Origin of the sequence: Streptococcus sp. FSL R7-0248 (assembly GCF_037967965.1) — a bacterium.
GTDB lineage: Bacteria > Bacillota > Bacilli > Lactobacillales > Streptococcaceae > Streptococcus.
This window is the reverse complement of the sequence record NZ_CP150201.1, coordinates 1,430,916-1,444,559: the sequence shown is the minus strand read 5'-3', so window position 1 is coordinate 1,444,559 and position 13,644 is coordinate 1,430,916. Positions and strand designations below refer to the sequence as shown.

Genomic DNA, 13,644 nt, shown 5'->3' with positions numbered 1-13,644 from the left:
TTTTCTTAAAGTGAGGAATATCTTAAACTTTGGTCGCATTACCATTTTCATCAAAATGATAAGTTACACCTTTGATAGTACGTGTTTGGTTGGTGACTAGTTCACCAGAGATTTCATCGTAGTAGTGACCATCTGGTGTAAAAGCACCTTTAATTTGTTCCCCTCTAGAATTAAAGTAAAGCTTTTTACCATTAATTTCAGAGACACCAATTGCTGCTGTAGCATCTCCATTGAAATAATACCAATTTCCACTGGTAAAGACGAAGCGGTTTTTAACTGCTTTACCAGACTCACCAAAATAGTAAATTTTATCCTTTGTATAATAGAGGAGGCTATTTTTTTCCATTGAAGCAACTCGAATATATTTGCTTGCCCCACCTGGGGTGAAGTAGTAAAATTCGCCATCAATTTCTTTAAAGCCGATTACTTGTCTACCAGTTTCGTCATGGTAATAAGTATCTCCAAATGAGTTTTTTACAAAACCAGAATAGTTTACTTTATATCCATTATTTTTATCATAAAAGTATTCAGGCATATATACACCATCGTGTGCAAACCACCCTTTGACTTGTGTTCCTTCATAGCGACTGAAGATGACTTCATGACCATCAATAGTATGAGCACCCTTTAAAGTATTGCCATTTTTATCAACGTAGTACCAAGATTTGTTGTATTCGATATAACGATTGGTCGCGAGTTCTCCAGAATCTGGATCGAAGTAGTGAACAAGATTATTACGGGCATTGGTATAGGCCCCTTTAACCTGTTGGCCGTTCTCACGGAAGAAGACTTTTTGACCGTTAATGATTTGAGCACCAGTGAGGTTGTCTCCATTCGCGTTTTTATAATACCAGTTTCCGTTATCATCGCTATAATAACCATTTGGGTTAGGAGCATCCGTACCGATGCCATTTTCATCAAATCGATAGGTCATACCATTAACTGTTAGAGTGGTGTTAGAGACGCGTGCTCCAGAATTAGGATCATAGTAGCGAAGAACACCATTGTCGAGAACAAGCTCTCCCTTAGCTTGACGACCATTGGCATAGAGGTAAACGATTTGACCGTCTATATTGACTTCACCATCTTGAGGACGAATTGCATTTCCATCTTCAGCATAATAGTACCAGCCATCATTTTCTTGGACATAGCGATTTTTAACGGCTTGACCAGTAATTGGGTCAAAATAGTATCGACGAGTGATTTTAGTAGGATTACCATAACCATAACTATTACCGCGTGGTGAATTTTTCCCCTCCTCAAGAGAGATACTGATACCTTTTTGTAGAGAGCCAATATAAACAGGGGTAGTAGCATCATATATTTTGAAATAAAAGAGGTTTCCGTCAATCTCACGAACTCCTGTAAACTTAGAGCCATCATTGTTGAGGTAGTAAGTTTTTCCTCCTTTATCATTGACAAGCCCTTCTTTTCTTACTCTAGCTCCAGAGTCAGCATCGTAATAGAAAGTCATATGAGGATAACTATAAGTTTCTCCACTAAAGTCACCTTTGATTTGAACACCTTTATAATCAAAGTAGACTTCTTGACCATTGATAGTTTGTTCTCCAGTGAGGGGATAGCCATTTTCACCTAAATAGTACCAATTACCTTGGTATTCAAGGTATCGATTAGTCCATAGTTGCCCAGTATCAACATCGTAGTAACGAAATAGTCTATTCTTCCAACCGATTAAAGGCCCCTTAACTTGTTGCCCATTACTGCGGAAATAGACATTTTGACCATCGATAGTCTGTTCGCCAACGAGGTTTTTCCCATTCGTATCCTTGTAGTACCAATTTCCCTGATTATCACTATAATATTGACCACCAGTGATATTAGCTTCTCTAGTTGAAGTAGTCTCATTGGTAGCTCGGTCTGTAGTTACAGCTTCGCGTGTTTGGCCTGAGGCTGATTCTGCAGGTACTTGACTTTCGCTTGCAGTTGTTGAAGCTGTTTCACTGGCAGTTTCAGAACTTGCTGTAGAATTTGTGGCTTGTTCTGAGACATTTGTGGTGTTTTCTGTGCTAGCAACATTTTCAGTAGTAGCAGGAGCTTCAACAACCTTAGTTTCGACAAGATCTGCTGTGGTTTCCACATTGGCAGTGGTAGCAGCAGTCGTATTAAGGTTTGATGAGTTGTCAACTTTAGCTTCCTCCGCAAATGCAGGCCTTGCGATAAAAGCAAAGCTAGCAAGAGCAGTTGCACATGAGAATGCAATCAGACGTTTTTTGGACTTTTGTCCAGTAAAATTAGAATGTACTTTCATAATTTTTCCTCCATTTCCTAAATTCTATTATAGCGCTATTTTAGAGAGTTTCAAGAAAATATAAGAAATTTAGACAAAGATAAGAAAACGATTACATAGAAAAGAGAGTGAATATCAAATATCAAAATTTTATCAGTCGTAAGAGTTTAAAAACACAAAAAATCCAGGACCTGCGCCTTGGATTTAGGAGATTATGAAAAAGAAAAGTTTTAGGATGGTTATAGTATATAAAGCAAAGCCTATAGTTTTCTTAAAGTAGACAAAAATTATTTTCTTGGATTTTTAAAAGGAAGTTGAAATTAATCAACTTCCTTAGTATAGATGTCTTATAAGAATAATTTTAGTCGATTTCCTGACTTATCTTACAATTGCTTTGCACGTCCATTTTCATCAAAGTGGTAAGTCACACCATTGATGGTACGTGTTTCGTTGGTTACGAGCTCACCAGAGTTTTCATCGTAATAACGAGTTCCCTTGTAGTCTGTAACGAAATCACCCTTCACTTGTTTACCTTCATAATCGAAGTAGAGGTGTTGACCATTGATGACTTGATCGAAGAGGAGGGCCTTACCATCCTTACCGAAGTAGTACCAGTGTCCATCTGCATAGACGAATTGGTTGGTTACAGCAGCACCTGTTTCAGCGTCGAAGTAGTAAGTTGGGTTGTCTTCTGCCCTGCTAGGAAAAGAAATATAAAACTTAGGTCTAGCTAATTTTCCACGAACTTGTTCGTTTGTTTCGTATTTGTTCATTGGATTGGCAGAGAAATAGTAAAGTTTCCCATCAATTTTTTTGAAACCTGCGATTTTTTTACCATTTTCTAGGTAGAACCAACTACCGCGAGATTTAACAAAACCAGTTTTTTCTACAGCTTCGCCAGTTTCATCATCATAGTAAGGTGGATTTTGATATATGTTAAAGGAACCACGAAGGACCCTTCCGTTTTGCTCAATATAGTAATCCTTACCATCAATAGTTATATTCCCAGTTCGTCCATTACTGCTAAGATAGTATAAATCATTACCAATCTTTATAAACTGATCATGAGGGAGTTCTTTCCCTGCACCACTATCTTTATCGTAGTAGTAACCATTAAGAACAGCATCTTTAGCTTGAACACCATCATCATCAAAGTAAACGTCCACCCCATCAATGGTTTGTGAGCCTTTAAGGATATTACCTTGTGCATCTGCATAGTACCATTTACCATCATGGCTGAAGTATTGACCTTTTACAAGAGCTCCAGAATTTTTATCATAGAACTTACTAGGTGCTTCATAAGTATTGTAGTTCTCTTCACTGATTACTCGACCATTAGAATCAACTAATTCCCCCTTAGTTTGAATACCGTTATATGGATTAAAATTGACTTGAACTCCATCAATGATTTGGTCCCCTTTTAGAATCTTACCTTCAGCATTGACGTAGTACCAATTATCATTAACTTGGACATAGCGATTTGTTCCCAAATCTACTTTAGCACCAGAATCTTTGTCGTAGAAGTAGCCATCGTTACCAAAGATACCTTTGGCTTGTCTACCCCCATAAGGGTCAAAGTATACAGGAACATTGTTAATGGTTTGAGAGCCTTTAAGTGGTTTTCCGTCATTTCCTACATAGTACCAGTTTTTACCAACTTGGACATAGCTATTGGTTACGAGCGCACCAGTGACCCCATCGTAGTATTTATCGTTACTAGCAAAATCTCCCTTAACTTGTGCACCAGATTCTTTGTCAAAGAAGTATTCAACGTTGTCGATGACTGTTGCTCCTTTGATAGCCTTACTATCAGCTCCAATAAAGTAGGTTTTGTCTTTAACTGTTACGAAACGATTAGTAACTAGATTTCCAGAGTCTTTATCATGAAATTGTTTGTTGTAGTCAAAATCTCCTTTCACTTGGATACCTTTATAGCCAAAGTAGACATGAGCGCCATCAATAGTTTGTTCATCTGTCAAGATTTTTCCATCGTTACCGATGTAGTACCAGTTGCCTTTGATTTGAACATAATGGTTTGTGCCTAGGTCGACTCGGTTACCATCTTGCCCATAGAAGTAGCCATCGTCACCAAAATTGTCGAAGACCTGTCTTCCATCATATGTAAAGTAAACCTGTTTACCATTTATAGTTTTAGCACCTTTTACACGAACACCCTGATCATCCACATAGTAGCGTTCATTTTGGTGGGTATAGTTATCGTAGGCAATAACGTAGTTGTTAGTGACTAGTGCACCAGAATCTTTGTCGTAATAATGTTCTTTATTGTCAGTATCATTTCTAACAAAATACCCTTTGACTTGAACGCCGCTTTGATAAAAGTAAACCTTAACGCCATCAATAGTTTGCTCACCTTTTAAGATAGCACCGTCCTTACCGGCGTAAAACCAATAATCACCAAGTTGAAAATAACGGTTTGTCCCGAAATCAACTTGTTTTCCGTCCTTGTCGTAATAACGGCCATCAGAAGCAAATCTATTCCTAACTTGTTCACCGTAGTCGTCAAAATAATTCCATTCCCCATTAATTTCTTTGGGACCGATTACTTTATTGCCATTTTCATCTAGGTAATAGGTGCTACCGTAACTCTCAACGAATTTATTAGTAACAAGAGCACCAGAATTTTTGTCATAATAGTGACCGTCCCAGGCAAATTCCCCTTTAACCTGAACACCGCCTGGATTGAAGTAGACCTTAACGCCATCAATAGTTTGTGGTCCAGTCAGGTCTTTACCACTAGCATCTTTGTAATGCCAGTAGCCATACTTATCACTATAGTATTGACCACCGGTAACATTGGTTTCACTATTGGTATCTGCGGTTGCTGTTGCTGTCTCACTGGCAGCCCGGTCTGTAGTTACAGTTTCGCGTGTTTGGCCTGAGGCTGATTCTGCAGGTACTTGACTTTCGCTTGCAGTTGTTGAAGCTGTTTCACTGGCAGTTTCAGAACTTGCTGTAGAAGTTGTGGCTTGTTCTGAGACATTTGTGGTGTTTTCTGTGCTAGCAACATTTTCAGTAGTAGCAGGTGCTTCAACAACCTTAGTTTCGACGAGGTCTGCGGTAGTTTCCACATTGGCAGTGGTAGCAGCAGTCACATCAAGGTTTGATGAGTTGTCAGCTTTAGCTTCCTCCGCAAATGCAGGCCTTGCGATAAAAGCAAAGCTAGCAAGAGCAGTTGCACATGAGAATGCAATCAGACGTTTTGTGGACTTTTGTCCGGTAAAATTAGAATGTACTTTCATAATTTTTCCTCCATTTCCTAAGTCCTATTATAGCGCTATTTTAGAGACTTTCAAGAAAATATAAGAAATTTAGACAAAAATAAGAAAACGATTACATTTAAAAGTAACTAATAAAGTAAATGTCACAATTTTTGCAGTCCTAGTAACTTAAAAAACAAAAAATCCAGGACCTGAGCCCTGGATTTAGGAGATTATGAAAAAGAAAAGTTTTAGGATGCTTATAGTATATAAAGCAAAGCCTAAAGTTTTCTTAAAGTAGAAGAAATATCTTGTTTTCCATTTTAATTCACTTTTTCAGTTGCTACACCATTTTCATCAATGACATAAGTTTTGCCATCTTTTTCAAGAGTTGCATTAGTTGTGATTGGAGAACCGTAAAGATGTTTCCCTAACGAAGTTGATTTTTCGAAGTGATAGAGCTTACCGTCAATTTCCTTCCAAGTTGGTTGGTAGGAAGAGATTACCTGAGGCTCAAGATAGCAGAGGTAGCCTTCATCAGTGCGGTAGAATCCTGTTCGAATGATTCCATTTTCATCCGAAGCGTATGAGTAATTAGTGTCATTACGCAATAATTCCGTATAAGAACCGAAAAGATAGGTCTTGCCATCTATGGTTTTTGTTGTATTGACATAGCGATATTGGTTGCTTGGATCTAGGTAATAGGTCTTACCGTCAATTTCTCTCCACCCGGTTAATAGTTTTCCTTCTGAATCTGCAAGATATATTATACTAAATGATTTAGCTGGACCATCAACTAGAAGTTGGCCATCTTGATTGAAGTAATAATAATTTCCGTCAATTAGAAGTAACTCTTCTTTAGCTTGAAGACCATCTTCCTTAAAGTAAACACGGTGACCATCTAGTGTGTACCAACCAAAAACTTGAGCTCCATCATTGCCAAAGTAGAGCTTAGAATAGTAATTGTACGGATAGAATGCATTACGGAGGAGTTCACCATTGTTTTCAGAGAAATAGTAGTACTTCCCATCTATAAGGATACGCTTACCTTTTATTTGCTTACCACTGCCGTCAAAGTAGAGTTGGACACCATTAATGGTTTGCCATCCAGTAGCTAATTGTCCCTTATCTTTGAGATAAGTCCAATCGCCATCCTTGTCCTGAACAAAGGTGTTGCGTAGAGATGATGTGACATGTCCTTCTTCATCAATAGTATAGGTTACGCCACCAAGTTCAATGGTACGATTGGTCCATAAAGCTCCGCTATCTTTATCGAAGTAGTAGGTATCCCCATCGATGTCAACCAAAGTTCCTTTGGCTTGCTTACCATTTTTATCAAAGTAGAGCTGAATACCATCAATGGTTTGACGACCAGTTAGGAGCTTGCCATCAGCATCGTAGTAGTACCAGTTCCAAAAATCGTCGCGAATAAATTGATTTTTAGGTGTAACTTCAGTTGAGATTCCCATGTCATCAAAGGAATAGACTTTGTCATCAACTTTCAAAGTTGTATTAGAGACAATAATTGTAGGACGCATACCAGCAGTAGGTTCGACGTAATCTCCATCTGTCAATCGGTAACGTTGCCCATTGATTTCCTCCCATGAAGGCTTAGTGACACTTTTAACCGCTGGTTGGAAGTAGTGGAGTTGACCATCAATACCTCGTTGGAATCCATTTAAGACAATCCCGTTTTCATCAGTGCCATAGATTCCATTAAAGATGCCCTCGATTCGATAGACAACGGGTGCAAAGTAGGCTTTAAGGCTATTTTTTTGGACTTCACTATTAATAACAAAATAATCTTTATTTTCAAAAGTGACAATTCCGTTTAAGACAACTCCATTTTCAGTAAAAATGTATTCCTTACCATCAATAATCTGTCTACCGGTTTGGATGACGCCGTCAGCATCAGTGTGGTAAGTTGTTTTACTAGAGAAGAACATAGAAGGTCTCTCAACGATGCCATACGTGTTCTTAACCAATTGTCCGTCATAATCAAACAAATATTTCTTCCCATCAATGGTTACGACATCATTTTGAGCTCTCAGGCCGTCTGATTGGAAGTAGTAGCGTTTGTTATCGATTGTATGCCAACCTGTAACGGGAGCACCGTCCTCTCCTAGATATTCAAAGAGGTGCGTATACATTGGGTTGGTTCTGTAACTATTAAAGATGATATGTTCATACCATTGATTAGTCATTAAGGCACCATTATGATAGGCAAAATAGTAGTGCTTGCCGTCGATTTCTTGTTTTTGTCCTTTGACTTGTTTGCCATCTTTATCAAAGTAAAGGATGACACCATCAACATTTTGCCAACCAGTCAATTTTTCACCGTTGGCAGTGTAGTAATACCAATCTTTTTGGTTGTCAGATTGAAAATGGCCACCTGTCACGACCTGAGTAGGTAGTTGCGTTTTTTCGGTTAGGATACCATCGGCATCTGCTAGATAAGTTTTACCGTCTACTTCAATGCTTGTATCAGTTACCTTGCGTCCATTATCTTTATCGTAGTAGTAATCCTTGCCATCAATGGTAATCTTTTCACCTTTTGCCTGGATACCATTGTCATGGAAGTAGAGGCTGAAGCTGTCGATGGTTTGTGGACCCGTTAGTTTGTGGCCCTCGCTGTCTAGGTAATACCAGTTACCTTGATCATCTGAGGTGAACTTGCCACCTTGGGAAGGTAATTCCTGAGCAGTAGTTGCGTTGTCGCTTGTTTCGGAAGAGGTTTCAGTACTTTTATCTATAGTAGCTGTTTCAACCTTTTTATCGGCCTCGTTAGCAGGCTGTGTAGCAGTTGCTTCTGTAGGCTGACTGGCGACATTAGTAGATGCAGTGTCAGTTGAGACTGTGTCACTAGAAGTATTTACAACAGCCGTGCTCGCCGGAGCTACTTCGGTTCTTGTTATAAGGCTAGCACTTGTCTCAAGATTGCTGTCAGAGACGACATTTTCAGGACTGTTAACAGCGGTCGTTTCAGGTTTGACCTCATCGGCTCCGACTTGACCAAGGCTAATCAGTGAAGCCCCGATAGCCAAACTTGAGGCAGCGATTGTAATCCAATGTTTCTTAACTTTATGAAGTTTGAAACGAACTTTATTTTCCATAAATTTCCCCCTTTTATGGTTGCTTGGCATACTATATTGTTGAATGACAAGCGATATAAACACCAAAAATTAATTTACGATTATATTTTAATCCTATTTTCTAATAACTTCAATAGAAAACGGATACATAAATGCCATGATTTTATAAAAAGATTCTTATATTTGTGATAGTTATAGTCTATAAAAGAGTTTTCCTAATTTATTTATTTTTTCGTCTATAGATATCATTGAAAGGGTAATTGTCCCCATACAGTTTGAGAAAAAGACTCTTTTATTCAAAAATCATCCTGTGTAAAATAGAGGGCATAAAAACATGAGAGGTGATTGCAATGACAAATCGTTACGACTTAAATAAAAATTTGGCACAGATGCTTAAGGGGGGCGTCATCATGGACGTTCAAAATCCTGAGCAAGCACGTATCGCTGAGGCGGCAGGAGCGGCTGCAGTCATGGCCTTGGAACGCATTCCGGCCGATATTCGTGCGGTGGGTGGGGTATCACGTATGAGTGATCCTAAGATGATTAAGGAAATTCAGGACGCTGTTAGTATTCCAGTGATGGCTAAGGTGCGTATTGGTCATTTCGTTGAAGCACAGATTTTGCAGGCGATTGAGATTGATTATATCGACGAGAGTGAGGTTTTGACACCGGCCGATGACCTTATTCATGTGGACAAAACCAAATTTGATGTGCCTTTCGTCTGTGGAGCTAAGGACCTTGGTGAGGCTCTTCGCCGTATTTCAGAAGGGGCATCTATGATTCGTACCAAGGGTGAACCTGGTACTGGTGATATTGTTCAGGCTGTTCACCACTTGCGACTCATGAATCAAGAAATTCGCCGCATTCAAAATCTCAGAGACGATGAACTTTATATTACTGCTAAAGACTTGCAGGTCCCAATTGATTTGGTCCGTTATGTCCACGAACATGGCAAGTTGCCGGTTGTCAATTTTGCGGCAGGTGGTGTAGCGACGCCAGCGGATGCTGCCCTTATGATGCAGTTGGGTGCTGAGGGTGTCTTTGTTGGTTCAGGGATTTTCAAGTCAGGAGATCCCAAAAAACGTGCGGAGGCAATCGTCAAGGCAGTGACTAACTATAATCGTCCGGACATTTTGGCGCAAGTGTCAGAAGATTTGGGTGAAGCCATGGTTGGTATTAACAAGGATGAAATAGAAATTTTGATGGCAGAGCGAGGAAAGTAGATGACAAAAATCGGAATACTGGCTTTGCAAGGTGCTTTTGAAGAACATGAGCAGGCCTTGAAAGCACTTGGGGTTGAAACGGTTCAAATCAGGAATCGACAGGATTGGGAAGCCAACGTTGATTTAGATGGGCTCATTCTACCAGGGGGAGAGTCGACCGTCATGGGAAAACTCTTGCATGATTTAGACTTGTTTGAGCCAATTAAGACGAAAATTAATGAAGGACTACCTGTATTTGGAACTTGTGCAGGCCTAATCTTGTTGGCTAAAACCATAGTAGGCGACCAAACAAAACATTTGGCAAGTATGGACATTAGTGTCGCACGCAATGCCTATGGTCGTCAGCTGGGCAGTTTTGTCACTAATGCTGACTTTAAGGGAATTGGTGAGATTCCCATGGTCTTTATTCGTGGACCAATTATTGAAACCGTTGGACCAGAAGTTGAAGTTTTATCTCAGGTCAAGGAAGCCATCGTGGCAGCCAAGGAAAAAAATATGCTTGTTACCTCATTTCATCCAGAGTTAACGGGTGACGAAAGGGTTCATGCTTATTTTCTAGAGATGGTAACCCAGGTCAAACAAGACAAACTATAATGCTAGACTCTTCACATGATTAATCTTCCACACAAAAAAATCCAGGACGTGAGCCCTGGATTTAGGAGATTATGAAAAAGAAAAGTTTTAGGATGGTTATAGTATATAAAGCAAAGCCTAAAGTTTTCTTAAAGTAGAAGAAAAAGTTTACTTGTGTTATGAAAAAGGAAGTTGACAGTTGGTCGACTTCCTTTTTAGCGATTTCTAAAATGAGAGCAATTATGCGATATCAATAGTTATTATTTGAATTATATTCTTATACTTCATCAGGTCCCATCAAATGTCCATTACCGTCAGCATCGAATTTGAAGGCACCAGTGTTTGTTCTAACAATGGTATTTTCAGCGCGTGCCCCATTCTTAGCATCGTAATAGTGGACAGTTCCGTCATCGTCAAATTTGAATTCACCTCTAAGTTGTTTACCGTTTTGGTCGAAGTAAACATGGATGCCATTTAAGGTTTGAGGTCCTGTCAGTTTATCCCCTTTAGCATCAACATAGTAGTAGAAATCTTCACGATCTAAATCTTTACTTTCTCTTGGATATTGTCCATCCTGACCTACGATATCATTTCCAGGAATGGTGATAGTAAAGTGGAAGATACGATCACCATCGAGATTTCGGTAATTCCAATTGTAGACATGAACAAAGCTATTAGTTACGAGAGCGCCAGAGTCTTTATCATAATAGTGTCCATCCGGGGCGAAGCGTCCCTTGACTTGTGCTCCGTTAGGAAGGAAGTAAAAGTGACTATTTCCAAAGGTTTGAGGTCCTGTTAATGGCTTACCATCAGCATCGAGATAGTACCAGGCAGTAGTATAGATATTTTGATTGTTGATGTCATCACGACCAATATAAGTTAAGATTTCCTTAAAAGCATTGGTTACGAGAGCGCCAGAATCTTTATCATAGTATTTACCATTTGGTGCAAAATGTCCCTTGACTTGTATACCAGTGAAATCATCAAAGTAAACTTTAACACTATCGATAGTTTGTTCTCCCTTGAGTTTATCACCTTTATCATTGACGTAAACCCAGTTGCCATCTTCAGTTTCAAGATAGCGTTTTGTTACAAGTGCACCAGAGTCTTTATCGAAATAGCGACCATCCTCTGCAAAACGTCCTTTGACTTGTTTGCCATCCTTATCAAAGTAGACTGGAATGTTGTCAACGAAGTTGAGACCGATGAGGTTTTTACCGTTTGCACCCTTGTAGTACCAGTTGCCTTCGTTATCACTATAATAGTGGCCACCAAAAACTCGTGGTGCCTTGTCTAGGGAGACAGTAGGTGTAGGAGTGACAGGGGTATCTATTTCTTCGCCAGGCCCCATCAAACGTCCATTACCATTTGCATCGAATTTGAAGGCACCAGTGTTGGTTCTGACAATGGTATTTTCAGCGCGTGCACCGTTTTTAGCATCGTAATAATGAACGGTACCATCTTCGTCAAATTCAAACTCACCTCTAAGTTGTCTACCATTTTGGTCGAAGTAGACATGGATGCCGTTTAGGGTTTGAGGTCCTGTCAGTTTATCCCCCTTGTCATCTACGTAATAGTAGAAATCTTCGCGATTCAAATCATTGCTAGAAAGTGGGTAATGACTCATATCTAAAAATTGGTTTTCACCGTTAGGTCCAACGACTGAATTATTTGGAATAGTGATGACAAAGTGATTCACACGTTTTCCGTCTTGATTTTGATAATTCCAGTTGTAGACATGAACAAAGCTATTAGTTACGAGCGCACCAGATTCCTTATCATAGTAATGTCCGTCAGGTGCGAAACGTCCCTTAACTTGTGCTCCGTTAGGGAAGAAGTATATGTTTGTTCCACCAAGATTTTGAGGACCTTTAAGTGGTCTTCCATCGGCATCAAGGTAGTACCAATCAGTAGTATAGATGTTTTGATTGTTGATATCATCACGACCAATATAAGTTAAGAGTTCTTTAAAGGCTTTGGTTACGAGAGCACCAGAATCTTTGTCATAATATCGGCCATCCTCTGCAAAATACCCCTTAACTTGAATACCGTCTTGGCTGAAGTAAACAGGAACATTATCCACATAGTTCAGCCCGACAAGATTTTTGCCATTTGCATCCTTGTAATACCAGTTACCATTATCATCACTATAATAATGTCCACCAGAAATATGAGGTGCATTTTCAAGTGTTACAGAAGGTGTGACTGGCTTTTCATTTTCATCGATTGGGGCAGGTTGTTCACTGTTTTTTGTAGGTGTTTTTGTTTCTTCGACAGGAATAGGTTCATTGACTTTTTCTACCGAAGTTTTTGTAGTAGAGGCTTCTGAAGTTGCCGTTTTGATAGGTATAGTTTTATTTGCCTGATTATCTTGATTGCTATTTCCTTGTTCAGAAGTGATTTCTACTGGTGATTCGCTTGCTAATTCAGATGATGCGACTTCACTGCTAGGAGCTTCACTTAGAACCGTACTTGTACTAGTAGGTAGCTCAGCATTAGTTGAGATAGGATTTGTAGTAGGTACTTTGACCTCTACATTAGTTACTACAGTCTCTTGTGCAGGTGCAAGAATCTCAGTTGGTTGACCTGTAGCTTCGGGTATTTTTGCTTCATCCGCAAATGTAGGGCGTGCGACTAAAGTAAAAGTAGCTAGAGCAGTTGCGCAGGATAAAGCAACAAGATGTTTCTTTGACATTTGCCAATGATAATTCATTTCAGTATTCATAATAGACTCCCTTCAAAAATGAACACCGATGTTTAGGTGTGTAACATAAAGGAGCTAGGCCGTCAGAAGAATGTTAAAAGTGAGAAAATCTGTTAAAACGACTGAGCCCCATATCTAAATCTCCCATGTTAAAGCCATAAGAAGATTTTATAGGCGAGCACGTCAAATGTGTGGCAAGGAGAATATGCTTAGGCTGTATAGTTTATATCTAGAAACAAGTGATTTTATTTATCCTAATACTTTTATTTCTCTCCTTTCGTTTTATTTTTGAATCCAGCCTATGGCATCTGTCTTCAAATACAAAAAACTAGAGCTTTTAGTTTGAAGCATTCTCTCTAAAGCTCTAGTTTTGTATTATAGACAGATGTGTGTATGAAAAGAGCCTTAGATTATCATGCCAAAGTGCCTAAGGACCAGTTTTCATGCATAAAAAATTATTTTGACGTTAGAATTCTAAAGCCAAGTTCCTAATCCTAATCCCTCTGTAGTACACTCTCAACGTTTTAGTAAAACGCTTACATGCTCACCTATCTTTATTAAAGTACTTTTTTTATGACAAACAAGT

6 protein-coding genes are annotated in these 13,644 nt (G+C 39.2%); 2 read left to right on the top strand and 4 right to left on the bottom strand.

The features are described from left to right. Positions 1–22: 22 nt before the first annotated feature. From NYE32_RS06765 to NYE32_RS06755, 3 genes are all read right to left on the bottom strand, one after another. Entirely contained in the window at positions 23–2,269 is a 2,247-nt protein-coding gene (locus NYE32_RS06765; RefSeq protein WP_156685312.1) for a glucosyl transferase, read from the bottom strand. Positions 2,270–2,631: 362 nt separating this feature from the next. Beyond that, positions 2,632–5,508: a glucosyl transferase gene (locus NYE32_RS06760; protein WP_156685313.1), complete on the bottom strand. Its 2,877-nt coding sequence runs from the start codon at positions 5,506–5,508 to the stop codon at positions 2,632–2,634. A 281-nt stretch (positions 5,509–5,789) separates the two neighbouring features. Further along, positions 5,790–8,579 (bottom strand): KxYKxGKxW signal peptide domain-containing protein, encoded by a 2,790-nt coding sequence (locus NYE32_RS06755; protein WP_339156919.1) that lies wholly within the window; start codon positions 8,577–8,579, stop codon positions 5,790–5,792. Positions 8,580–8,908: 329 nt separating this feature from the next. Here NYE32_RS06755 and pdxS point away from each other — a divergent pair, with 329 nt between their 5' ends. Both pdxS and pdxT read left to right on the top strand, forming a co-directional pair. Further along, the gene (gene pdxS, locus NYE32_RS06750) at positions 8,909–9,781 is read left to right on the top strand and encodes a pyridoxal 5'-phosphate synthase lyase subunit PdxS (RefSeq protein ID WP_156685315.1); all 873 of its coding nucleotides are present in this window, start codon (positions 8,909–8,911) and stop codon (positions 9,779–9,781) included. Beyond that, positions 9,782–10,375, top strand: a complete 594-nt coding sequence (pdxT, locus tag NYE32_RS06745) for a pyridoxal 5'-phosphate synthase glutaminase subunit PdxT (RefSeq protein ID WP_156685316.1) — start codon at positions 9,782–9,784, stop codon at positions 10,373–10,375. It begins immediately after the preceding gene. Between the two features lie 256 nt (positions 10,376–10,631). Here the strand turns inward: pdxT and NYE32_RS06740 are convergent, their stop codons facing one another. Next, positions 10,632–13,049, bottom strand: coding sequence for a glucosyl transferase (locus NYE32_RS06740; RefSeq protein ID WP_339156918.1), 2,418 nt, complete (start codon positions 13,047–13,049; stop codon positions 10,632–10,634). Positions 13,050–13,644 lie beyond the last annotated feature (595 nt).